This window comes from Paenalcaligenes sp. Me52, from assembly GCF_050487965.1.
Lineage (GTDB): Bacteria > Pseudomonadota > Gammaproteobacteria > Burkholderiales > Burkholderiaceae_B > Paenalcaligenes.
The window spans coordinates 356,680-381,479 of sequence record NZ_JBKQFO010000001.1 but is presented as its reverse complement, the minus strand read 5'-3'; the positions used below and the strand labels follow the sequence as shown (position 1 = coordinate 381,479).

At 48.9% G+C, this 24,800-nt stretch carries 20 protein-coding genes and 1 tRNA gene; 8 read left to right on the top strand and 13 right to left on the bottom strand.

What is annotated here, in order from left to right; all coding sequences use genetic code 11:
- The first annotated feature begins 221 nt into the window (after nt 1–221).
- The 3 genes from ACLO87_RS01760 to ACLO87_RS01750 all read left to right on the top strand — a co-directional run bounded on the left by ACLO87_RS01760 (nt 222) and on the right by ACLO87_RS01750 (nt 4,674).
- Nucleotides 222–3,575, top strand: a complete 3,354-nt coding sequence (locus tag ACLO87_RS01760; protein ID WP_430222630.1) for an autotransporter family protein — start codon at nt 222–224, stop codon at nt 3,573–3,575.
- A gap of 177 nt (nt 3,576–3,752) precedes the next feature.
- A complete protein-coding gene (locus tag ACLO87_RS01755) occupies nt 3,753–4,205 on the top strand; it encodes an energy transducer TonB (RefSeq protein WP_430222629.1) in 453 nt (150 codons plus the stop codon).
- A gap of 40 nt (nt 4,206–4,245) precedes the next feature.
- Nucleotides 4,246–4,674 (top strand): hypothetical protein, encoded by a 429-nt coding sequence (locus tag ACLO87_RS01750; RefSeq protein ID WP_430222628.1) that lies wholly within the window; start codon nt 4,246–4,248, stop codon nt 4,672–4,674.
- A gap of 68 nt (nt 4,675–4,742) precedes the next feature.
- Here ACLO87_RS01750 and ACLO87_RS01745 read toward each other — a convergent pair whose 3' ends face one another.
- From ACLO87_RS01745 to ACLO87_RS01695, 11 genes are all read right to left on the bottom strand, one after another.
- Nucleotides 4,743–5,798 carry a DUF72 domain-containing protein gene (locus ACLO87_RS01745; protein ID WP_430222627.1) on the bottom strand — a complete coding sequence of 352 codons (1,056 nt, stop codon included), beginning with the start codon at nt 5,796–5,798 and terminating at the stop codon, nt 4,743–4,745.
- A 164-nt stretch (nt 5,799–5,962) separates the two neighbouring features.
- Nucleotides 5,963–7,252, bottom strand: coding sequence for a TRAP transporter large permease (locus ACLO87_RS01740; RefSeq protein ID WP_430222626.1), 1,290 nt, complete (start codon nt 7,250–7,252; stop codon nt 5,963–5,965).
- The gene (locus tag ACLO87_RS01735; RefSeq protein ID WP_430223708.1) at nt 7,252–7,659 is read right to left on the bottom strand and encodes a TRAP transporter small permease; all 408 of its coding nucleotides are present in this window, start codon (nt 7,657–7,659) and stop codon (nt 7,252–7,254) included. The genes ACLO87_RS01740 and ACLO87_RS01735 overlap by 1 nt, the downstream gene beginning before the upstream one ends.
- A gap of 118 nt (nt 7,660–7,777) precedes the next feature.
- Nucleotides 7,778–8,785 (bottom strand): TRAP transporter substrate-binding protein, encoded by a 1,008-nt coding sequence (locus ACLO87_RS01730; RefSeq protein ID WP_430222625.1) that lies wholly within the window; start codon nt 8,783–8,785, stop codon nt 7,778–7,780.
- 55 nt (nt 8,786–8,840) lie between these two features.
- Entirely contained in the window at nt 8,841–10,388 is a 1,548-nt protein-coding gene (locus tag ACLO87_RS01725) for an aldehyde dehydrogenase (NADP(+)) (RefSeq protein WP_430222624.1), read from the bottom strand.
- A 19-nt stretch (nt 10,389–10,407) separates the two neighbouring features.
- Nucleotides 10,408–11,400, bottom strand: a complete 993-nt coding sequence (araD1, locus tag ACLO87_RS01720; RefSeq protein WP_430222623.1) for an AraD1 family protein — start codon at nt 11,398–11,400, stop codon at nt 10,408–10,410.
- Nucleotides 11,401–11,418: 18 nt separating this feature from the next.
- A complete protein-coding gene (locus tag ACLO87_RS01715; protein WP_430222622.1) occupies nt 11,419–12,591 on the bottom strand; it encodes an L-rhamnonate dehydratase in 1,173 nt (390 codons plus the stop codon).
- A gap of 24 nt (nt 12,592–12,615) precedes the next feature.
- Nucleotides 12,616–13,632, bottom strand: coding sequence for a 4-hydroxythreonine-4-phosphate dehydrogenase PdxA (locus ACLO87_RS01710; RefSeq protein WP_430222621.1), 1,017 nt, complete (start codon nt 13,630–13,632; stop codon nt 12,616–12,618).
- Between the two features lie 10 nt (nt 13,633–13,642).
- The gene (locus ACLO87_RS01705) at nt 13,643–15,151 is read right to left on the bottom strand and encodes a tripartite tricarboxylate transporter permease (RefSeq protein WP_430222620.1); all 1,509 of its coding nucleotides are present in this window, start codon (nt 15,149–15,151) and stop codon (nt 13,643–13,645) included.
- A gap of 15 nt (nt 15,152–15,166) precedes the next feature.
- Complete coding sequence (locus ACLO87_RS01700; protein WP_430222619.1) at nt 15,167–15,658, bottom strand: tripartite tricarboxylate transporter TctB family protein; 492 nt, start codon at nt 15,656–15,658, stop codon at nt 15,167–15,169.
- 88 nt (nt 15,659–15,746) lie between these two features.
- The gene (locus ACLO87_RS01695; RefSeq protein ID WP_430222618.1) at nt 15,747–16,766 is read right to left on the bottom strand and encodes a Bug family tripartite tricarboxylate transporter substrate binding protein; all 1,020 of its coding nucleotides are present in this window, start codon (nt 16,764–16,766) and stop codon (nt 15,747–15,749) included.
- A 189-nt stretch (nt 16,767–16,955) separates the two neighbouring features.
- Between ACLO87_RS01695 and ACLO87_RS01690 the strand changes: the two genes are divergently transcribed.
- The gene (locus ACLO87_RS01690; RefSeq protein WP_430222617.1) at nt 16,956–17,900 is read left to right on the top strand and encodes a LysR family transcriptional regulator; all 945 of its coding nucleotides are present in this window, start codon (nt 16,956–16,958) and stop codon (nt 17,898–17,900) included.
- A 201-nt stretch (nt 17,901–18,101) separates the two neighbouring features.
- Complete coding sequence (locus tag ACLO87_RS01685; protein ID WP_430222616.1) at nt 18,102–19,730, top strand: hypothetical protein; 1,629 nt, start codon at nt 18,102–18,104, stop codon at nt 19,728–19,730.
- 160 nt (nt 19,731–19,890) lie between these two features.
- Here the strand turns inward: ACLO87_RS01685 and ACLO87_RS01680 are convergent.
- Nucleotides 19,891–19,964 (bottom strand) — tRNA-Gly (locus ACLO87_RS01680).
- 120 nt (nt 19,965–20,084) lie between these two features.
- On the opposite strand from ACLO87_RS01680, the gene trmB reads away from it, so the two are divergent.
- From trmB to lysM, 3 genes are all read left to right on the top strand, one after another.
- Nucleotides 20,085–20,789, top strand: coding sequence for a tRNA (guanosine(46)-N7)-methyltransferase TrmB (gene trmB, locus ACLO87_RS01675; protein ID WP_135864189.1), 705 nt, complete (start codon nt 20,085–20,087; stop codon nt 20,787–20,789).
- 29 nt (nt 20,790–20,818) lie between these two features.
- Nucleotides 20,819–21,019 (top strand): sulfur carrier protein ThiS, encoded by a 201-nt coding sequence (gene thiS / locus ACLO87_RS01670; protein ID WP_430221025.1) that lies wholly within the window; start codon nt 20,819–20,821, stop codon nt 21,017–21,019.
- 98 nt (nt 21,020–21,117) lie between these two features.
- A complete protein-coding gene (gene lysM, locus ACLO87_RS01665) occupies nt 21,118–21,561 on the top strand; it encodes a peptidoglycan-binding protein LysM (protein ID WP_135864193.1) in 444 nt (147 codons plus the stop codon).
- 146 nt (nt 21,562–21,707) lie between these two features.
- Here the strand turns inward: lysM and ydiJ are convergent, their stop codons facing one another.
- Nucleotides 21,708–24,755, bottom strand: a complete 3,048-nt coding sequence (gene ydiJ / locus ACLO87_RS01660; RefSeq protein ID WP_135864195.1) for a D-2-hydroxyglutarate dehydrogenase YdiJ — start codon at nt 24,753–24,755, stop codon at nt 21,708–21,710.
- Nucleotides 24,756–24,800 lie beyond the last annotated feature (45 nt).

Below are 24,800 nucleotides of genomic sequence, written 5' to 3'. Positions count from 1 at the left end.
CAAGACCTAAATCTCGGCTGGCTTGTACGTACTCCTACCGTGTGACGAATTTCTCTTTGGGAAAATCCTGATGGATCTTTGGGATCCAGCCCATGCCTGAACCCTAAAGATTTTTAGATCATGAGTGTTTTATTCACTCTAGAGCCTTTTATCTGTATCGCCTCATCACAAGGCGCCCGAACCTGACTACAGGATACAGCTCGACTAGACAGAGAACCTCTATGCCAATACGACTAAGCCCCATCATGATGGTCCTGCTTGCCGCATCCCTGCCTTCGCTCACACCCGTAGCATGGGCAACAGAGCATGGGCAGATTATTGTGGACGACCCCACAGGCAGCACACACCGCACTTTAAACCCCGGAGATACCGTGACCTTCTCTGGTAATGGTGCCGCTATTGATGTTTCAGTGAAAGGCAATGCGCTAACTGCCGATCAGATAACCATAAAAACAAAGGACAATGGTGTGGGCGTTCGCGCCACAGCAGGTGGCTCTATCACTCTATCCAATAGCACAGTAGAGTCCTCTGGCGGAACTCAACAAAACCACGCCTTACACGCTACAGATACAGATAGCCTTATTACCGCCACTAACGTAACCATCACAACAAACGGTCCCTATGCCCACGGCGTATACGCACAGAATGGTGGTCGCATAGAACTGGATGGTGGCAGCATCAGCACTTCGCTCCTAGGCGCCCGTGCCATTAACGTAGAGCACTCAAACTCTAGCGTAATCGCCAAAAACCTAGATATTTTTGTCACTCAGGATTTTTCCTCTGGTGCTGAAGTCTGGAATGGCAAAATAACCTTAGAAAATGTCAAAATCAACGCAACAGAATATGCCAAGGGGCTGAGCATAACTGGCGCTACTGCCGTTGCCACCCTTACCAACACAGACATCATCTCCGAAGCAGGTAGCGTAAGCATCTCTGGCGGCCAACTCAATATGGATGGTGGTTCAATCACATCCTCTGCGGGGACTGCTCTACACCTATCTACTAACGGTAAAGCTTTTCTTCGTAACACCGCACTTTCGTCGGCAGGCAGCTATGTTTATGGAATTAACATTAACAACAACAACGCTACTGTAGAGCTAGAGAACGTATCTATTTCCGCTACAGGCACAACTGGCGGCACTGGTGTCTGGCTACCTGCAGTAGGTACTACTCTTACAGCTAAAAATTTCAGTCTTAACTCTTCACACATAGGCATTGATAACCGAGCAGGCCACGTCACATTAGAAGATGGGAGCATCACCACTCAAAATACCAACGGCTATGCTCTCTATGTGTCTAGGGAGTACGGTTCGTCCGCCACCATTAAAGCCAAAAACGTGCAAATCGAGACTTTCGGCAATGGTGGAGTGGGAGCGTTAACACGCATCTCGGGTGCAGAAATCCATTTAGAAGACAGTTCAGTAACTACGCATGGTGATGGTGCCTACGGCTTATTTGCCAGCGGAACCAACTCAAAACTTACCACCCGCAATACCAGCATCACTACTTTGGGCGACAGGTCGAGCGGCCTATCCATGAGCAACCGAACCATCATCGATTTAAACAACACCAAAATTGATGTATCCGGTGCAGATGCTCGCGGTATTTGGAGCTACGTCACCGCCGCAGACGTCAGCAATGCTTTCTCACTAACCAACGGTTCCAGCATCAGTACCCAAGATGGTGCCGGCCTATTACTAACCGCAGGCAACCACGCCATCACACTAGATAATGCCAGCATCACTGCTCGCACAGCAGGTGAAGAGGCCGATGGCATACTGCTACATTCTCGTGCGGTGAGCATCACCAGCAATGGCGTCACCACAGACATTGAAACAGGGCAAATAGACCTAGACGCCACTAAAGCCACCTTAACGGGTGATGTGCTGATGGACAGCGGTGTTATAGACATTGCCCTAAAAGACAACTCCACACTCACTGGTGCACTACGCGAGCGAGGTACAGGGCGCATCAACAGCCTGACCTTGGACCAATCCAGCACATGGAATGTACGGGGCAACTCAACCTTAGACACGTTGAACAACACTGGCGTTGTAGCTTTTGTTTCTCCTGACGCTAACAGCTCCTTCAAAACCCTAACAGTCAAAGACTACGTGGGCGGCGGCACCTTGGTGATGAACACCAAATTAGGTGATGACAGCTCACCTACCGACAAGCTCGTCATTGATGGCGGTACTACTACTGGCAATACCGGTTTACGCGTACTCAACGCAGGCGGAGCCGGTGGAGCAACCACCGAAGGCATACGACTTGTGGAAACCATCAACGGTGGCACGACCACGACCGACGCCTTCCACTTAGACAGCGGCTCAACTGGCTACCGCTCCAGCACCACCACTGTGGCTGTGAACGGCTACGACTACAGCTTGATTCGTGGTGGTAATGGCGGTACCCAAGACGATTGGTATTTGACCTCAGAATACACACCACCAGTAGACCCTGAGCCGCCAGTCGATCCTGAACCTCCTGTAGACCCAGAACCACCCGTTGATCCTGAGCCTCCTGTTGAGCCACCCGTGGAACCGGAACCCCCTATTACCCCACCCGTGGTTCCACCTGTAGGCCCTGCGTTTAAAAACGTCTCGCCAGAAAGTGGTGCCTACATTGGTAACCAACTAGCTGCTACACGTCTGTTTATGCACTCGCTACAGGACAGAGCCTCCATGGGTAGCGACTCTGTGAATGTAGACGATGGCCGCCGCATGTGGGCACGCGCACAAGCTCGGCACGACAGCGGCTTGCGCATGGCAGAAGGCAATGTTCGCATCAAAACCGACAGCACCATGCTGCAACTTGGTGGCGACCTACTAAGACGTTCAATTAATACAGACGGCGCCTTGTATGTAGGTGTGATGGCAGGCTATGGTGATGCGCAAACACGCTCTACCTCTACCATGCGTGCCCCACTCACTGGCACAACGTCACAGGTACGCGCCAAAGGTAAAGTCTCCGGTTATTCGGTAGGTATCTACGGCACGCTCTATCAAAATGACAGCACCCGTTTAGGCGCATATGGCGACGTCTGGCTGCAATATGGGCGCTACTCAAACCGTATTAACAGTGAATTGGGTTCTGCCAGCTATCACTCAAATCTTTGGACTGCCTCGGTAGAGTCTGGCTATGCCTTCCAGCCCTTCACTGCCGACTCAACACTAGGCAACCTTGTGGTAGCCCCTAACGCGCAAGTGGTGTATTCCAACTACGATGCTAAAGACGTCACGCTACAAGGCACCAGAATGCGTAGTGGTAACGATGACACCTGGAGCACACGCGTTGGTGTCAGGCTTTACCCCCATGCTAAACCCGGCACCGATCAACCTAGCCTACTACCGTTTTTAGAAACCAACTGGCTCTACAACGGTGATACCGCTTCGGTACAGATGGGCACCAACACCTTAGATGCACGACCTTCTCGTCATGCTCTAGAGTTGAAGCTAGGCGTACAAGGGCAAGTTAGCTCTCGTGTAGATCTTTCTGGCTACCTGTTTGGACAAACCGGCAGCCATAGCCAACGCGGGTATGGTGGTATGTTGAAGGTGGGGTATCGCTGGTAAATAAATAACACCTTAATCCTAATTTCAGGTTACGGAAGGCACCCACAACGCTATATTTTTAATCAGGGAGAAAGTAAGCTATCTTACTTTCTCCCTATTTTTATTCTGAAGGTAGTCATGGGCAACGCGTCCACACGAATCAGACATTGGCTATACGCCTGCATCCTCTCGTTCTGCATGCTTCCGCTTGCAGCACACGCCTCTGCTCCACAAACCCCAGCAGCAGAGCAGCGGTGGCAGCATCAGGTTCGTTCACTCATTTCTAGAAATGTAAGCTACCCCTCTAACGCCCGCACTCAAGGTGCCTCGGGTAAAGTAGTGGTACATCTAACGGTAAAGCGTGATGGCTCTATAGAGTCACTTGAACTCGTTGAGTCCGCAGGAAATCGAGACCTAGACAGTGCTGTACTTAACGCTATTAGACGGGTTAGACAATTTCCACCCTTTCCTGAAGAAATGGCTGGTCAAGACAGCGTAGCCTTTGCAATACCTATTGATTTCCGCATCGACGCCCCATCCCCTAACCCCTATACCCCACCTACTGCCCGACCCAAGGTCAAACCGTCGCCTGCTGCTGATGAGTTTGCTGAGTTTCTGAAGTCGCTGTCAAAACCAGCGGAAAAACGATAGCCACCGTATCTTTACCCCTATTTTTGCGATGGAAGCAGCCATGAGCAACGCGACTTTTAGCATTGATGCAGACCACATTCGGTTCACACAGCCAGCGCTCTCTTTAGCCATTGGCTACCGAACGCTTGCGCAACAATGTTTTAATCACACGCCCCCAACGCCCTATGAAGTAGAAATGGCAATCGCCACGGTAGAAGATCACATTGAGTCCATGCCCGAACTACAGCAAACGGCTTCGCATCAAGTCTGTGCTGATGCTTATCTGCAAGACATAGTGCGTAGGACGGGGGACGAGCAGACACTTAGCCAGCTTGAGCTAGAGCGCCTCTTTAACCGGATGGCAGATGTGGTGTCGGGAAGCCCCATGAAAGACGGTGAGTTTCCCGACGACACAAACTTTTTTAGTTATCTGCTGATCGTGCGAGAACTGTCGCACCATTTGAAGATTCAGCGCATCACGACCGCATAGCGCCTAGCAAAACTTCGCTCAATCATGCTGTGGCGCGGAAGTTTCAATGATGAGGAAGCGTACCGGCACTATGTCGTAATCGCCTGCGCCAGTTTTTGAATGGACAACGGCGCGCAGCCCTCGGCATCATTGCTGATGGTCACGTAAGCAGGCTGCCCAGCACCTGTAATCCCACGAATCGTACGCGCTAACACAGCGCGGGTAGGCTCATCCTCGCTGAGAATGGCATCGAAAGGATCATGCTTTTTCTGCGCATCCGCATAACCATACGCACCAAAGATGCGATTCAAACTCCACCGGCACACCAACGGCCCCGGCCATAATGCGCGCAGTATAGGTAGTTGCGCTTCTATAGGGGGCATTTTTCCGTGCAGACCTAGGCAGAACGTAGCTCCATGAGCCTTTAACGTATCCACCAAGGCTTGCCCTAACAGCTCAGGGTCGCGTACTTCGACGGCAATAATGACCTGCTCATCGTCAGACAAAGCCTCTCGCACAGCCGCCAGCATAATGCCCATTTTTTCAAACAGTTCAGCGGTGCGAGTTAGCCAATCCAATGGTAAAGGGCTTAACTGAAACACCAGCACACCTAGCTTGCCCCGTAACCCTTCTAGCGCAGGCCGCACAAAATCTCGTATAGCTAGTGAGGGATCAAGAAAACCGGGATTCAGCTCGCGCGACCTCCCCTCTTCGCTGCGCACCTGAGCATCAGTAATACTGGCGGGGCATTTCACCACAAATCGAAAATCATCACTCACCTGCCCGGCATACGCCGCATACTGACTTGCCGTTAACGGACGCCAAAACGTGCGATCGATACACACCGTGCGTAACAACGGATGCTGATGATAGGCTCCTAAGCCATGCTTAGACAGCACACTAGGATCATAATCGCCATCCCAGACCAGCCCATCCCAGCCGGGGTATGACCAGGTAGAAACACCAAAGCGCAGTTGTTCTGGAAGCTGCTGTGCAAGCGATTCCCACTCTTTTCCCGCAGGAGCAGGCAGCACTTTGGCTGTGCCTTTGCGTGCGGCAGTTGTAGGTTTCTTACGTGAAGTCGCCGGCGTAGCGGCGGAGGTCTCGGGCAATGGCAGCGCATTGCCGAAAAGGTCGTCTTGCATACTGGTCTACGGGTACTGAATTAAGCGTGGGTACTACCATACAGCATATGCGCCAACCTAACCAAAACACCTCACCAAAAAAATGAGCACCCTAGAGTGCTCATTACAGGTAGCTACCCACCATATCCTATGTAGCGAGTAGCCCCTATGTACTACCGCAATGCTTAGTAAAAATAGTTCACTAAAAACAAGGAAATTGGCGGAAAGTACGTTACCGCTAACAACACCGCAATCATCCCTAGCAAGTACGGAATAATTGCGCGTGTAATCGCCACCACCGAATCACCTGATATGGCACCAGCTACAAATAGGTTCACACCCAACGGTGGGGTACAAAAACCAATAGCGAGGTTAACTACCATAATCACACCAAATACGATGGGATCAACACCTATACCCACGGCCACGGGCAACAGTATTGGCGTAAGAATAATAATCGCCGCAATGGTCTCCATAAACATCCCCACAAATAAAAGGATGATATTGATGATCAACAGCACCAGGATTGGAGAGTCTGTAAGGCTAGCGAAGATGCCACTGACGGCCTCTGGCATACCGGACAACGTTGCTAGCTTCCCAAACGAAGACGCAAAGATAATTAGCGCAAGAATCTGAGAGCTTACTTTTGCACTCTTAATCAAGATATCTTTCAGTGACCAGATAGATATTTCTCTGTACACAAAGAAGGACACCAACAGCGCATACAGCACCGCAATAGCACTGGCTTCAGTGGGGGTGAAAATACCGCCATAAATACCTCCCAAAATCACGACGGGAGCCAGCAATGCCCAAGAGGCTTCCAAGAAAATAGCAAATACTCGCTTTTCTTCTTCTGACTGTGCTGCTGATTTGTTTTTAACGTCGTCTTTGCGCTGTAGAAAGATGCTGATGGCAATAAACATTACCCCCATCATGATGCCGGGGATAATCCCTGCCAAGAACATAGCACCTACCGACACACCTGCCGTCACCCCGTACACAATGAATGGAATGCTAGGAGGAATCAACACGCCTATCATCCCTGCACTGGCCGTTAACGCTGACGAAAAGCTAGATTTATAGCCTGATTTTGTCATCTCAGGGATCATGTTTGAGCCTATGGCTGCCACCGTTGCTGGCGACGATCCCGAGATAGCCGAAAAGAAAATAGACGCTAATACGTTAACAATAGGCAGACCTGCAGGCAGGCGTGCTGTTAACACCTTTGCAAGCAAGATCATTCTTCTGGAGAGACCTCCTTGCAGCATAATCTCACCCGCCAAGATAAAGAGTGGCAAGGCAATTAAAGGAAATGAATCCGAAAGCTCAATCAGCGATTTAGTGAATAACGTTACAGGAGGCGTACCTTCCACAAACATCAGCACCAAAAGTGATGACAACCCCAGTGACATAGCCACCGGTACATTTATTGTTATAAGAATTATAAAAATTGCAAAAAGTATAAATCCGGCCATCACACTGTCTCACTTATTATTTCTTTCTTAAAAATCTTCGCGATTATTCTGCACAAAGAATAAAAACAACTAGCAATCACAGGTATATACAAATACCAAATAGGCAAAGACAGAACCACGGATTTTTGACGCAATATATACGGCTTATTTACATACGTAAAAGCGTAATAAATAATCAGCACATAAAACACAGCTTGAATCAGCAAAGAGAGACGTGACAGCAGCAACTTAGACCAAGGCTTACTGCCTGAGTACCCCACTGATATATGGCCTTCATCCATATATACCGCAGACACACCAAACCATGCCATGTACAAGAAAGACCAAGACACCAACTCCTCAGACCAAGCTAAAGACCCTCCTGTCACATATCTCATATAGATTTGCAACAGAACTAAAAAAGACATTAAAAATAGAAAAATTGATGAGAAGAATAAATCTAGCTTTGAAAGAAAAGTTTTTATCTTAATCATGGCAAGGCCTATAAAAAGCTTGGCCTTGCCAAGCTTTTTACTAATCAATCAGTTAGTTGGAATTATCTTTGATGGATTGAGTCCACAAGTCATAAGTCTCACCACCCACTCGATCACGCATCACAGTAGACAGTGGCTTCATCGCCTCTTGGAATACGGCCATTTCTTCAGCACTTAATTCATTAATCGCGATGCCTTGAGCAGCCATTTGGCTCAGATACTTACTTTCTTCCTCTTTAATAAGATTCTTATCAAACTCAATGGCTTTACGCATAGATTCTTTAATCAGCGCTTGGTCTTCGCTAGACAAGGCTTCATAAAATTCCTGGTTAATCACTGGCAAGTACAGACCTAACACGTGATTGGTTAAGCTCAAGTACTTCTGTACCTCATGGAATTTTTGCGTATAGATATGCGACAAAGGGTTCTCCTGCCCATCGATCACACCTACCTGCAGCCCTGCGTACACCTCACCAAAGTTCATTGGGCTGGGGTTCGCACCTAAGGCACGAAAAGCTTCGATGTGCGTAGGCACCTTCATTGTTCTGAGCTTAATGCCCTGCAAATCTTCAGGCTTATGAATAGGACGGGCATTATTGGTAATGTGACGTGAGCCCATTTCCATCCAACCCAAACCTTCTAAGCCTAGATCATGCAAACGCGCTTGCAATGCATCGCCGGCATCAGACTCCAATACCTTAAACGCCACTTCTTTGCTGGGGTAAATAAATGGCAACTCCGCCACTTCAAAAGCGGGGTCCCATTTAGCCAAGAAAGAAGGCGGCTCTACAGCAATTTCTACCACGCCCATTTGAGCGGCTTCTACCATATTGGTATCACCACCGATCTGACCGGATGGAAAAATCTCTACAACAAATCTATTGTTGGAGTCTTGCTCTAGAATTTTCTTAAACTCCAGCAATGCGGTATGCATGTGGAACTCAGGACTTGCTCCATGCGCAATACGAATTTTCTGCTCAGCAAATGCGCTCTGGCTCACACCCATCATCGCGCCTAATGCCAACACCGCAACGCTAAGTTTTTTCTTTAATACATTCATGACTGTCTCCGTACCATGTTATGTGTAGGAAGGCGTCACCCTTCCTACGTTTGCATCAACTAATTTTTTGTCTAATACCTAGTGAGTTACTGCTACGTAACGCCTGCGGCAAAAACTGCTCAGGGATATCCTGATAGCACAACAGTCGTAAGAAGCGATCAATTGCCGCCGTACCTACTGATGTACTACGCCCATCCGAACTCGCCGGGAAAGGTCCGCCATGCACCATCGCCGTGGCTACCTCTACCCCTGTGGGGAAAGCGTTAAATACAATACGACCTACCTTTAGCTCTAACACGGCGAGCAACGAAGGTAAGAGCGCATAGTCCTCTTCAGCGGCATGAATAGTCGCGGTAAGTTGCCCTTCCAAAGCAGCAATAGTTTGCTCAATTTGTGCCATAGAGTCACAACACACCAATAGCCCACTTGCACCAAAAATCTCGTGCGTCAGTGCGCCTACATTGCGCTGGAAATCTGCGATATCAATGCAATGGAAACTTGCTTGGCACTGATTAGGGCCCTCAACTGCAGCACCTTCACCGGCCACGTTCACACCCTCTATAGCACGTAGAGTCTGAACACCCTTGGTGTAAGCCTGTTGTATACCCGGTGTAAGCATAGTCATTGCAGGCACCTGAGCAACTGCGTGCTTAGCGACTTCAATGAACTGCTCTAACGCCTCTGATTTCAATGCAAATGAGAGACCTGGGTTAGTACAAAACTGCCCTGCTCCCATCGACAGCGACTGAATATACTGCTGAGCCAATGCAGGTAAATCCTGCTGTAACTTTGCTGGTAAGAACACCACTGGATTAATGCTGCTCATTTCTGCATACACAGGAATAGGTTCAGCACGCTTGGCGGCAATATCCATCAGCGCCAAACCACCTTGTCGTGAGCCGGTAAAACCTACAGCCTTAATCAATGGATGAGCCACCAGAGCCTGACCCATTTGGTATCCCGCATCAAAAATCAACGAGAACACACCAGCAGGTAACTCACACACACGAATAGCATTCTGAATCGCTCGCCCCACTAGCTCTGATGTACCAGGGTGCGCATTATGGCCTTTCACCACTACCGGGCAACCTGCTGCGAGTGCCGATGCGGTATCCCCACCAGCCACCGAAAAAGCCAGCGGGAAGTTACTGGCTCCAAACACAGCCACAGGGCCTAATGCGACTTTCTGCATACGCAGATCAGGCTTAGGGGCTGGCTGTCTGGCGGGGTCAGCCAGGTTAATACGGGCGTCGAACCAATCACCATCACGTAGGGTTTCAGCAAAAATGCGTAGCTGAGAGCAGGTACGCCCACGCTCGCCTTGCAGACGGGCCATAGGCAAGCCAGACTCTTGATGAGCACGCTCTAGCAACGCGTCACCCAGCACCATAATTTGCTGTGCAATTTCTTCTAAAAAACGTGCACGTTGTTCTGGCGAAGTATTTCTATAACTTAAAAACGCCTGATAAGCCGCTGTTGCTGCTGCATCCACAATTTCTGGCGTAGCCGTGCTAAAGGCTGGCTCTAACCTTTCATTGGTAGCAGGATTTAAAGCGAAGAATGTCTGCTCAGAACGCTGACACTCTTCCCCTGCAATCAACATGTTTCCCAAAATAGTCACATCAAAGCCCTTTAATAGAAAAGAATTCTGTGCTCTGGTCGCGTTTTAAGGGGTTGCGTAATGCACGGCCGAATTCTTTAATTTCAATCTCAAAAACGTCACCTTCTTGCGTTTGGACGTTATCCGCAAAGCTCAAGGTTGATGTACCGAAGAAGTGAATATGTAGATCACCCGGTTTACGGAAGATCTGATATTTAAAGTGGTGGAATTCCAAGTTCTCTAGGCTGTGGGACATATTGTCCTCGCCTGTTAAGAAAGGTTTTTCCCAGATGGTTGTGCCATCACGCACAATTTTGGATGTGCCCTGTAAGTGAGAAGGCAACTCACCTATGTACAGCTCTGGACCAAAGCTGCACGCACGCAATTTGGAGTGCGCCAACCACAAGTAATTTTCTTTTTCAGTAATGTGATCAGAAAACTCATTGCCGATGGCAAAACCTACACGCACGGGGGTGCCATTCGGGTCAATAATGTACATACCCACCAACTCAGGCTCTTCTCCACCATCCTGCGCAAAGCTAGGCATAGGAAGTGGCTGCTCAGGAGATACAACAGAGCTACCATCGCCTTTGTAAAACCACTCTGGCTGCGCCCCTTCTTTACCTTGACCGGGTTTGCCGTTTTCCAGCCCCAGCTTGAACATGCGCATGGAGTCGGTCAGATTGGCAGGATCAGCATGTAATTTGCTGTGCATACCATCACGAGTGTCTGCGCTACCCAGATGCGTCAAGCCTGTGCCTGTCACCAAACAATGCGCATCATCGGGATGCGTAATAGGTGGCAACAACAGCTTGTTATCAATTAAATCTTGGTAGGACAGCGTGATGTCACTCAGGCGTTGTTGCACCAAGTCAGCCAAGCTGATGTTATGTTGTATAGCCATCAGGGCCAACGCATACACACCACCTTCTACGTCGATCACGCTCACGGAGTCCGCATCGTCCGCTACGGCCACACGCACACCGTCTGCATGTTTAAATTGTATTAGTCTCATTGTGATCTCGTACTTTGCTTATTCAATGATGTTGAAGTGTTCAAGGTGCTGTTCTGATAGGCTCAAACCCAAGCCTGGCTTGTCATCATCTAACTGGATAAAGCCATTCTCAGGAGTAGGATCACCTTCGAAAATGTAGTAGAAGAGTTCATTACCAACTTCTACGTCGTGCACGGGGAAGAACTCAGCCATAGGAGAGGCCAAGGTAGACATAGTCAGGTGGTAGTTGTGCATCTGACCTGCGTGCGGAATAACCGGCACACTGTAAGCTTCAGCCAAGGCATTGATTTTGTGAGCAGCAGTAATCCCACCTACACGATTGGTGTCGTACTGAATCACCGACACGGCTTTACGTTCTAGCAACTGTCTGAAGCCGTAAATCGTGAATTCGTGCTCACCACCAGAAATAGGAATATTGGAGTAGCTATTCAGCTCTGCGTAACCATCCACATCATCCGCAATCACAGGCTCTTCCAACCAGCGCGGCTCGAATTTTTCCAACTTAGGCAAAATACGTTTGGTGTAATCCAAGTCCCAACCCATATAGCACTCAAGCATCAAGTCGGTGTCATAGCCAATGACATCACGTACCGCTTCAACGCTATCCAAGTTTTTTCGTACACCGGCAGGGCCATCTTTGGGGCCATAACCAAAACGCATTTTGAACGCCGAGAAGCCTTGGTCTACATAAGACTGCGCTTCGCGTTGCATTTCCTTCAGGTCAGTACGGTAAAGCTTGGAGGCATAACAAGGAATTTTTTCCTTAGTGCGACCACCTAGCAGTTTGAACACAGGGCGGCCTACGGCTTTACCCATAATGTCCCAAATCGCAATATCGATAGCCGAAATGGCTGCCATGGCTACGCCTTTACGACCCCATGCCAATGTGGAGCGGTACATTCTTTGCCACAGATATTCATAATCAAACGGGTCATGACCCATGATTAACGGCGCTAAGTACAAATCAATAATTTGTTTAGCAATACGCGGAGCAAGTGCTACGTTACCCAAACCCACGATGCCTTGATCCGTTTCGATCTCAACCACTGTCCAACCGTGAAAACGGAACGTATGCATAGAATCGCCCTTGTCCCATAGGGCGTCCATGGCATTGGTGCAGAAGTTAGCTTGCGGGGAAACTGTTTTACCTTTCCACTCAAATACGCGAGCTCTGACGTTTGTGATTTTCATGTATCTGTTCCTAAGTAATACTGGTTAAGCTTTTTTAAAGGTCTTCCCCATGCGGCACGCAATGAGGAAAGCATTTTGCATGGCGCCTAGATTTGCTTTGTTTTTACCGGCTATATCAAAAGCAGTGCCGTGCGCCGGTGTGGTAATAGGAATAGGTAACCCACCTTGAACGGTTACCCCTTTTTCAAAACCCATTAGCTTGATCGCTATCTGCCCTTGGTCGTGATAGAGGGTCACAATGCCATCTATCTCTTTGTCTCTGGCCTTAAGAAAAATGGTGTCCGCAGGAAATGGACCTTGCACTGCGTACCCACTTTGGTTGAGTGCTTGTAGTGCGGGAGCAATGATGTCTAACTCCTCGGTGCCACAGAGGCCTCCTTCGCCACCGTGAGGGTTGAGCGCAGCAACCGCAACTCGCGGTTGTGCATTGCCCGAGGCACGCAAGGAGTCGTACAACAATTTACTGGCTTCGATAATGCGATCTTTGGTGATCCATGACACCGCTTCTTTCAGCGGTACGTGTGATGACACTCTTGAAGTCCATAACCCATCCAAGGTGTTGAATTCGCAGAAGTAGCTCTCTACATTGAGATAATCCGCAAAGAAGTGCAGTTCATCTTCAAACTGCATACCCGACTGCTTCATGGCCGCTTTGTTCAACGGTGCAAAGCAAATAGCATCTACATAACCGTCCTGTACAGCATCCATACATAAGGTCAGCACTGCCAAGGTGGAAGCACCTGCTGCTGCCCCAACCACACCCAGTTGTACCTGCTCTTGCTCAATGGTGTTGGTTTCTAAGTAGTACGCAATACTGCCATCGAGTTGAGCAAGCTCAGCAAAACTAGAAATCGGTTGAGTAGGAACTTGTACATTGGCAACCTTCTGACCAAACTCCCATAGCCATTTGTCACCAACTAGCACGACCTTGGCATGCTCTTGGTAATTAGTTTGACTCAAGAGTTTGGCAATCAGCTCTGAGCCTATGCCAGCAGGATCACCGAGTGTTAATGCAATCACAGGTTTTGAATTTGAATTCATTACATGCCCTCTATTGTTTCTTTGAGCCAAAGCCTAAAGATTTACTGAAAAGTTTTGAGATCAAGGGGAGGAATGCAAACGCAATCCCCATCGTGGTCAACGTGCCAACCAGTGGGTTGGACCAGAATATGAGCAGGTCACCATCCGAAAACAGCATGGATTGTCTAAAGGCGTCTTCGGCTCTATCACCCAACACCGCTGCCAAAACCAAAGGCGCGATAGGGTAATTAAGCTTTTTAAAGAAATAGCCAAACACACCAAAGACCAGCATTAGTCCCACATCAAACAAGGAGTTATTGACGGAGAAAGCACCGATGGAGCAAATAATGATGATGATTGGCGCAATAATAGAAAATGGGATTCGTAGGATGGCGGCAAACAGTGGGATAGTTGCTAGCACCACGATGAGGCCTACGACGTTGCCAAGGTACATACTGGCAATCAAGCCCCAGACAAAGTCCTGCTGTTCTACAAACAAGGTGGGCCCAGGCTGCAACCCCCACACCATCAAACCTCCTAGCATCACCGCAGCCGTAGCTGAACCAGGAATGCCTAGGGTCAACATGGGCAACAGCGCGCTGGTACCTGCAGCATGGTCACCAGCCTCTGGGGCAATTACACCCTCAATAGCACCTTTACCAAACTTCTCTGGTGTTTTAGATACTCGCTTAGCCACGCTGTAACTTAAGAACGAAGCTGCTGTCGGGCCGCCAGGTGTAATGCCCATCCAGCACCCAATTAAGGTGCTACGCAACCATGTCGCCCAGTAACGAGGTAGCTTAAGGATGGTGCTGAAGAACATCTTGAAGGTGATACGAGTGCGTTCACCACGGAACACTAACGACTCTTCAACAGTGCAAAGAATTTCACCAATACCAAACAGACCAATCACAGCGACTTCAAAATCGATACCACGTAGCAAATCAGGGATATCGAAAGTTAAGCGTATATTGCCTGACACGGTGTCCATGCCAATTGCAGCAATCGCAAAACCCAGCATCATTGAGCACACTGTTTTTAATGGAGCGGTTTTGGTTAAACCTATAAAGCTACCAAAGGCCAATACAAAAACAGCGAAGAATTCGGGCGAACTAAAACTCAGTGCAAAGCGCGCGATATAGCTAGAGAGGAAGGTAATCAGCACAACGCCTGCTAATGCCCCCAATAGTGCAGAGGAAAACGCAGCAATCAACGCCTCGCCTGCCTTACCTTGCTTCGCTAAAGGGTGGCCATCAAAGGTAGTAGCAATAGAGGAAGGCTCGCCTGGGATATTAAATAACACCGAGGTAATTGAGCCACCAAATAACGCCCCCCAATACATGCACGAAAGCAAAATAATGGCGGAAATAGGTTCCATTGAAAATGTCAGTGGCAACAACAATGCCACACCATTGGGAGCACCTAAACCTGGCAATACACCTACCAGAATCCCCAGCAAAATACCGGCGATCATAATCATGATGTGGTAACCACTGAGCACCACACCCATACCGTTCATTAATAGTTCAAACTGTTCCATGTGTGTTCTCCTTGCTTAGTGCAACCACTGCAGCCATAAGCCTTCATATAGCGGGACTTCGAACCACACAGCAAAAATGAAATAGATGGCACAAGGAACAGCTACTGAGATTAAAAGAATGAATGACTTTTTATAGGAACCCTCGCCCTCTTTGAGCTTGAGCATGAACCAACAAATAAATAGAAATGCAGCAACGTACATACCAACAACAGGCATGATGGCTACATAGACAACGATTGGAATAAAGACTTTAAGTACACGTTTAAGGTCGCTGGATTTGGTAATGACATATCCCATACGCGACCACGCACGTAGTGTGCTGAAAAACGTACCCAAGCTAGCAAGAAGCAGAATTAAGCCAATGTAAAAAGGAAAAAGACCTGCCTGTGGCCCTGTGTCATCCCAACCAATACCTTGTTCCATTGCCCCATACATCACAATCAGTCCTAACAGCGCTAAGACTATCGATGTACCTATTTCAGCTGCCCTATACGTTATTGCTGGCATGACTTCTCCCTGAACTACTAAAAGTTCTGTGTTTTCTTATGGTGAGAAACGGGTAGCCCCTGTCGCTAGGGGCTCAAGGCGGTGATAGTTATTTCTTTTTCAACCAGCCTGCTTCCGTAAAGATGCCTTCTACGCGCTGAATATCATGCTCTATATAAGTCACAAGCTCTTGCTCTTGAATAAAGCTAGGCGCTAGGGCATTACGCTCCAGATACTCTTGGAACTCTTCAGTAGCAGTAACTTTTGCAAGCAGGTCTGTATAGAACCTACGTTGCTCATCACTTACACCACCAGGCATGAAGACCGTACGAGGGAAGCGGTACGAGTCGATATTGAGCCCTTCAGAGCTACATGTGGGTACATCAGACCAGCTTTGATCATCAACGATTTTCTGTGTGTACACGATGGGCGCTGTACTAAACACACACAAAGGTTTTACTTGCCCAGCACGCCACTGCGAGAGATTCTCTGCAGGATTGTTCACATTAGAACCAATATGACCACCGGCTAACTGCACAGCAGCTTCTGCACCACTTTTAAAAGGGATATAAGTAAAGTTGGTGCCTTCAGCCTGATTGATCAGTAACGTCAAGGTCTGATCTACGTCTTTGGATTGGCTACCACCCATACGATACTTGCTAGGCTCTGCTTTCACAGCGTCCAAATACTCTTTGGCACTCTCAAAACCACTAGCTGTATTCACCCACAAGATGAAGTCATCCTCAGCAACCGCGGCAACAGGAGTTAGCTCTGTCCATTGGTAACCCAAGTTGGCTACTAACGGTAGCAAGTATGCGTTGTTCGTACCGATGATCAGCTTGTGAGGATTGCCGTTATCCATTTTGACATCCAAAAAGCCTTCAGCACCGTTACCACCGCCTTTGTTTAACACTACGGTGGACACATCTAACAGGTGATGTTTAGTAATGATGGACTGTATTAGACGTGCAAGCTGATCCGTACCTCCTCCGGCACCAGCAGACACTACAATTTCTACATTTCGTGTAGGTTTCCATTCCTCAGCCTGAACAGCACCAGCTTGTACAGCCAATGCCGTACCTACGGTGTATAAAGCGGCCTTAGCAAAAGCAACATGTCGCTTGATCATCTTTATCTCCTAATTTTCTATTTTTTGAGCATCGCTTATAGTATGCACACTGCAGGTATTCCTAGGAAATGCCAATAACTAATCAAGTGAACACCTGTAGTTATCATTAAAAAAAGGAGAGACAAGGTGGGCAGCGGAATAAAAAACAGCCACATCCCCAATACTAATATTATTTTCAATAGGTTGCGGATGCGGCAATTAGCTCTACTAATCGCATTAGACCAATTTAAGTCCATACGATTGGCGGCTGAAAACATCAGCATTACCCAGCCAGCAGCATCGAAAATGATTATGGAAATGGAGCAGGCGATTGGACTGTCTTTGTTTGAACGCCACCGCAAAGGGGTAGTGGCTACGCGCTATGGCGAGATATTGACGCGCTATGCAAAAAACGTCTTTGCAGACCTAGGGGGCATTCGCGATGAACTGGTAGCAGTGAAATCAGGGAATATTGGCCGCATTCGCATAGGCTCAATCATGGCCACCATTCCCTCTCCACTGAACCAAACCTTGGTGGAGTTAAAGCAAATGCACCCATTGCTGACACCCAGCGTGCAAATTGATACCAGTGACGTACTGGTTAATGCATTAAACCAAGATCAATTGGACGTAGTGATTGGCCGTTTTACGAATCAAGACCATGAGTCCATTAGGTTTCTGAAATTTGACCCATTGGTAGAGGAAGAGCTCTCTATCATTTCATGCGTAGGACATGAAATTCATCATAAGAAAAACATTAAGCTACAAGACATCATCTCGTACCCCTGGATATTCCAAGCACACCCTAGCCCCATGCGAAAAGTGCTGGAGCATATCTTTATAGAATCAGGCGTAGCGCAACCTATTAATATCATTGAGACCTCTTCACTACTTCTGACCATGTCGCTGATGCATGGCAGTAACTTTTTTGCTGTGTTACCCACCAGTTTGGCAAAGTACTACGAAGAGTTTAGGTCCCTGAAAATAGTAAAGATCAAGCTAAACAGAAAAATCGCCCCCTACGGCATCATCACCAAGACCAATACCACCAACACACCCGCTGTAGAGATTTTCGTGAAAAAGCTGAAAGACAATATGTACAACGTGCAGGCAACTGCACTACAACAGCCAGAGTCTGTGGGTAACAAATCATAAAATGACGTCGCGGATGGTCTCTTACACATCAGATATGCATAATGCGGTAATAGTTTGCAGCAGCCTTATGTAGACAACAGGAAGCAAACTCTTACATGAACATATCTTACGACTTTTAGGACTCTTCTCTAGATATAAACATGAGTGGTTACGTATCCTTGAGCCCTATAGCTAGGACTGACCTGAACAGAGGAAAGGCAAATGACAGCAACACAAAGAAGAATCAAACGCTGGACAATCAAACTGTATAGATGGCTACAGAACAACACCATTAAAGCTCTTGCAGGAGCCCCGCTGATAATCGGCGGTGCCATCCTGCTTAGTTACGCCCTCAGTATCAGAGAATTTCCTGAATTCAGCCTCACAGACCTCACTGGTACGCTACTTGCCATCTTCGTAATAGGGCTACTGGTTTTCATTGCCTTTGGAATTTACTGCCTACTTCCTGGTCTTGCTGCACGCTTTGTTTTGGATTCGTTTTATCCGGAAGCTAGAGAGCCACACGCAAACATTGACGCCAATCAGCCCAGCACACCAACACCTCGAGAACGGCTATCTCGAGGAAAATTTCTACTGTATGCAACCCTCGTAGCATTGCAAACATTACTCACACTTGGCTTCTGTCAGTGGAGTGATGGTCAATTCGCACCGCCGCACAACACTGAGTTTACCTATGCCCTTTGGGCATCATGGATAGCCATTGTATTTTTGATGATCATTGACTGGCAGCCTCCGTTGTCAAACGGTAGAAGAGTCACGCACCATACGCTATTGGCAATGTGGATAGGTTCAGTCTTGGTGATTACCATACTGTTCACTGCGGCCTCAGCAGACCCCGACCAATTATGGCTCCCTCTCCCGCTACCAGAGTCCCAGACGCTGCCTGCTCAGGGAGTAAGCTGGAGAGATATAGCGACTACAGCACTGCCACATCTTAAGTGGATTAGCGCCAGTATCGTATTACTCCCTATGTCCTACCTACTGGTAGCGGCAGTTTTCAGAAAACTGGCAACCTACCTAAAAAACCGTGCTCATACACAGCGTTCGAAGACTGATGAATCTGTCCGCCCCAAGCAAACACCTTGCAAACTATTCCTAGCCAAGCTGTGTATCACTGCTGCACTTACCGTCGGCTTCTTTATCTCGCTTTTGGTCGTAATATTGCTAGTAGATATAAGGCCTGCCAGCACTTGGCTGTCGAGTATCCTCATACTGCTCCCCCTTCAAGTAGTGCTTAACTGGATAGCATTTTCCCTGCGCTCGTTGGTACAACGAATGTTCTTGGTATTAGGGGCCGCCGCTATCTTTCTTGTATTTGTCCCTGTGGTTTTCAATAACCCGTCCTACTTTCCCAAGGCAATCATAGCTACTTTAGGATTAGGAGACATACACCTGCAAAGCATTAGCCTAGCAGGGGATCAGTGTGCCACGCTGGCTCCCTACGGTGTATCCTGCTCGTACAGTGCAGACCAAAATCTAACACTGACGAACGTCAACTTGCTGAATAAAGTAGGTGCATCAACGGTTCTGGAACTAATGATCCAACCCGATACCACCCCTCTCACCAGCCCATCCTTCTCGGGCCTAGGCACGTTCACTACACTGCGTATGCTCGTGCCCAATCCCCCACTACAGCAGGGCGCCAAGCTGCGTGACTGCGATGCTACCTTACTTGAACAGAGCAGCAACTCACACACTAACCCCCTGCTCTGCATCCAACTCATTCTCCCAAAGGAGCAGGTGCTGGGTTACGTCACAACCGGCCGCAGAAACTATAACGCAGGATATTCTGCATTTATGAGCCCCACGAAAACAGATCCTCTTCCCTGACAATAATGATGATTCACTGGCTGGAGCCTTCCGACTTGCAAAAGTCTGATCCCTTTATGCTGATGTGTACATAGCGCAATCTGCGCTTCCTGTATGATTCTTAGTGGAATTCAAAAGCGATAAAAAAAGCCCAAACATCAGTTTGGGCCTTTTGGAATTCTGGAGCGGGTGAAGGGAATCGAACCCTCGTATGCAGCTTGGGAAGCTGCCGTTCTACCATTGAACTACACCCGCATGGTGATATGACGCAATGCTGCGTAAAATAGAGACTTTGTCTAAGCAGCAAAGTATACCGCCGCACTGACAAAGTACCAAGATTTTTTTAGTGCTGGCTTACCCCCTATACCGAACACCATGACACACGATACCCAAGACAACGATAGCCCTGAGTCGCCTCACGGCCACATCAAGAGCTTTGTACACCACCGCTCTCATATCACTCCAAATCAGCAATTGGCGTTGGAACGCCTGAAGCCGCTTTGGTCTATAGACTACCGCAACAACATCCTGCAACCGGCTACCGTCTACAAACGCGAAGCGCCTCTGATTCTAGAGATCGGTTTCGGGATGGGTGAAACCACACTTAGCATTGCCCAACAACGCCCTCAAGACGACTTCTTAGGCGTTGAGGTTTACGATGCGGGTGTGTGCTCGTTGCTGCGCCGTATTGATGACAATAAGGTCTCGAATATCCGTATCATCCAGCATGATGCTGTGGAAGTGGTGCGTGATATGATCGAACCCGATAGCCTCGCTGGGGTACATATTTATTTCCCTGACCCTTGGCCCAAAAAGCGTCACCACAAGCGCAGGCTAGTTCAATCGCCTTTTATCAATCTGCTGAGCACCCGTCTGGCCAAAGGTGGCTACATCCACTGTGCAACTGACTGGGAACACTACGCTCACCAGATGCTGGAAGTATTGTCTGCCGAGCCGCTGCTGCAAAATACTAGCGACGGTTTTGCTGAAAGGCCTGATTACCGCCCCCTCACCAAGTTCGAAGCCCGTGGCTTGCGCTTAGGACATGGCGTGTGGGATCTGATTTTCCGCCGCATTTAATTGCGCATCCTTTTTGACGAGCTACACCGATGAATATTACGTTAAATGGTGAAACCCGCCCGTTACAGACTCCTTGCACCGTGCTGGAGTTGCTGCAAGAACTGGATTACGTTGGCAAACGTATTGCTGTTGAAATCAACGGCGACATTGTGCCTAAAAGCCAGCATGCAACACACCAACTGAACGACGGCGATCAACTGGAAATTGTGGTGGCTGTGGGCGGCGGTTAAGCCAGTCTCACAATCGTTAACAATCAGCGCCATGTCTGTTACACATTTGTGGTGAATAATGAAGGCTCTTTGCTTTATTCACCACAAGGACAGACACCATGAGCGTACTAAGCTTTCTGAAAAGTGTAGGCGAGAAACTGTTGGGTGCCAGCGATGCCAAAGCCGCTACCCCTGATGAATTACATAAAGAACTAGCCAAGCACCAACTGGATGCCGACGGGCTAGATATTAGTGTGAACGGTGACACCGTCACTGTTTCCGGTACTGCTGCAACGACTGAAGCCGCTGAAAAAATCGTATTGGCACTGGGTAACACCTTGGGCGTTGCAGGTGTGGATAACAAACTGACCGTTACTGCCCCTGCTACCGCTGCACGTATGGTTACCGTACAAAAAGGCGATACGCTGTGGAAAATCGCAGAAACCGTTTACGGCAAAGGTAAAGGCAACGAATACAACCGTATTTTTGAAGCCAACAAACCTATGCTGAGCCACCCAGACAAAATCTACCCTGGCCAAGTTCTGCGTATTCCTGAGCTCTAATCAGGCAGACGGCGCACGATACACACACCACTACATGTGTGATTAACGCCTACTACCCGCGACAAAAAAGGCCGTTTACGCGAACCTCGCATAAACGGCCTGTGTATAAGTAAATCGCCTCTGGCCTTAGAACCAGAGGCGATTTCTTATTTAACGTGCTGACTTACATGCGCCAACAACACTTGCAGCGGATGACGCAAGCTTTGTTCGTTCATGCGCTTCACCTGACTTCGGCACGAATACCCCGTTGCCAACACCTCGCCTTTTTCAGCAGGCGCTTCCAAGTGTTTAGCCCATGACTGACTAAAGATAGTCTTGGACGTTTCTTGGTTACGGCTTTCATGACCGTAGGTACCCGACATACCGCAACAACCCGCCGCAGGAATAGTCAGTGACAAACCGCAGCGTTTGAATAACTGTGCCCACGGCTGAATGCTATTCGGTGCATTAGTTTTTTCGGTACAGTGCGGCAGCAATCTATACAGTTGTTCAGTCGTTGCCACAGCTACATCTTCAGGCAACGCCTTGAGCAGCCACTCTTGCGGCAACTGCACTTGCGGCACGATACCAATGTCTGGCACCGAGGTGTATTCCTGACGGTACACCAGCGTCATGGCGGGATCTAAGCCTACCAACGGAATATCAAAGCCCGCGACGGTCTGCAATTGACGCGTATTGTGTATGGCCGCTTTGGCAAAGGCTTTGCGGAAACCCTGTACGTGCAACGGTTTACCGTTTGGGTTCAACGGTGCCAACCACACTTGATACCCCAAGCGCGACGCCAGCTCGATTAAGGCGGCCAACACAGGGGTTTCAAAATAGCGGGTGAACACGTCTTGCACGAGGATCACACTGCGGGCGCGCTCTTCAGCCGTCAACGCTGTTAATGCTAAGGGGGTAGCAGGACGCACATTCCACGCTTTTAGCACGTCGCCAAAATCCATAGAGCTGAACATGGGGCTATCCACCATGCCAATGCGTTTTTCCAGAATACTTTTTACCCACTTCTGACGCAGCATGCCGTTATACAACCACGGCATTTTGCTTAAGTACGGCATGCTGTATTCCAGCGAAGCAATCAGGTAATCGCGCACAGGGCGAGCATAACGGCGGTGATACAAGCCCAAGAACCTAGAACGCAGCTCGGGGATGTTCACTTTAATTGGGCATTGGCCTACACATGATTTACAGGCCAAACACCCCGACATAGCGTCATACACTTCGTGCGAAAAATCGGGTGTTGCTTGTGGGTCTTGTTTAGACGCACGCTTTTTCCACAGCCCTTTCCAGAACGATTGCGGTTCTTGCTCTACGGCTAATACATCCACACCCGACTGTTCTTGCAGACGCAGCCATTCGCGCATTAACGATGCACGCCCTTTAGGGGAATGGGTGCGTTCACGCGTGGCTTTCCACGACGGACACATAGCATCGTTCAGATCGTAGTTAAAACACGCGCCATTACCATTACAGTGCATGGGCGTGCCAAAACTTTGCCATGTACGCAGTGGCATTTGGCGGTCGTACTCACCGCGCAGTGTCACTTTGTCTATCTTGAGCAAAGCCGCTTCAGGCTGTGTGGCTGGCGTTGCAATCTTGCCGGGGTTCAGCTGATTATGCGGGTCAAACGCGGCTTTAAGCTGCTGCAAGGCTGGGTACAAATCACCAAAGAAAGCAGGCGCGTATTCAGAGCGCACGCCTTTACCATGCTCACCCCACAACAACCCGCCGTAACGCTGGGCAAGCTCAGCCACCGCATCCGAAATAGGACGGATCATCGCAGCTTGTGCTGGGTCTTTCATGTCTAACGCCGGACGCACGTGCAACACACCCGCATCCACGTGGCCAAACATACCGTATTCCAGGTTATGGCTATCCAACACCGCACGGAATTCGGCAATAAAATCGGCCAAATTTTCAGGGGGTACAGCAGCATCTTCCACAAAAGGTTGTGGGCGTGCCTCGCCCTCTACGTTACCCAATAAACCTACAGCACGTTTACGCATGCCATACACGCGTGTGACGGCTTCAGAACCTTGCGCAATGGTATGGCCCAAACGGGTAACAGTCTGGTCTTTCTGCAAATGCTCAATAAAAGTGCGTACCTGCTCGTCTACTTCGGCTTCGCTGTCACCGCTAAATTCCACCAAGTTAATACCCAAGGTTGGGCGTTCGTCTTGCGGGAAGTACTCCGACACGCTGTTCCAGACGAAATCTTTCATCGCCAGCATCAGCACCTTGGAATCCACGGTTTCGATGGACAAGGGGTTTTGTGCTTGCAACGCATGCGCATCACGCAGCGCATCCATAAAACTGCCGTAGCGCACGTTAATCAGCGTGGAAAACTTAGGAATGGGCAGCACATTGAGCTTGGCCTCAACCACAAAACCCAGCGTACCTTCGGCACCGCACAACACGCTGTTCAGGTTAAAGCGACCGTCTTGCTCCCACAAGTGAGCCAAGTCGTAGCCCGTTAAACAACGGTTTAATTTAGGGAAGCCTTTTTCAATTTGCTCAGCACGCTCTTCGCTGATTTGGCGCGCTGTACGGAACACCTCACCCACTTTACCGGGCTGCGCACAGGCTTCTTCTAATTGCTCTTTGTTCAGCGGTTCACCGTGCAAGGCTTCGCCGCCCAACAGCACCATGTCTAGTTCTAAGACGTGGTCACGCGTTTTACCGTACTTACAGCTACCCTGCCCGCTGGCATCGGTATTAATCATGCCGCCTAAGGTTGCCCGATTCGAAGTGGATAACTCTGGCGCAAAGAATAGACCGTGGGGTTTTAGTGCGGCGTTCAATTGGTCTTTCACCACACCAGCACGCACTCGTACCCAACGCTCTTCTACGTTGATTTCCAGTATCTGGTTTAGGTGACGTGACAGATCCACCACAATACCGTCGGTCAGCGACTGACCATTGGTACCTGTACCACCACCACGCGGCGTCAGGGTGATATTGCTATACGCCTTCTCGCCCATCAGACTCGCCAGACAATGTACGTCTTCTATAGAGCGCGGAAACACTGCTGCCTGCGGCAAACGCTGGTAAATGGAGTTATCTGTAGCCAACACCGTGCGGTGTGCATAGTCGGCTTGGATCTCACCCGTGAAGCCACGCTGCGCCAGTGCCTTCAAAAATTCGGCATAACGAGGAGCTACTGGATCGAGGGTTTGGACGGAAGCAATATTCATAAAAACAAAACCACAGATTCCTGAGTTTTACTCATGTAAACTAAT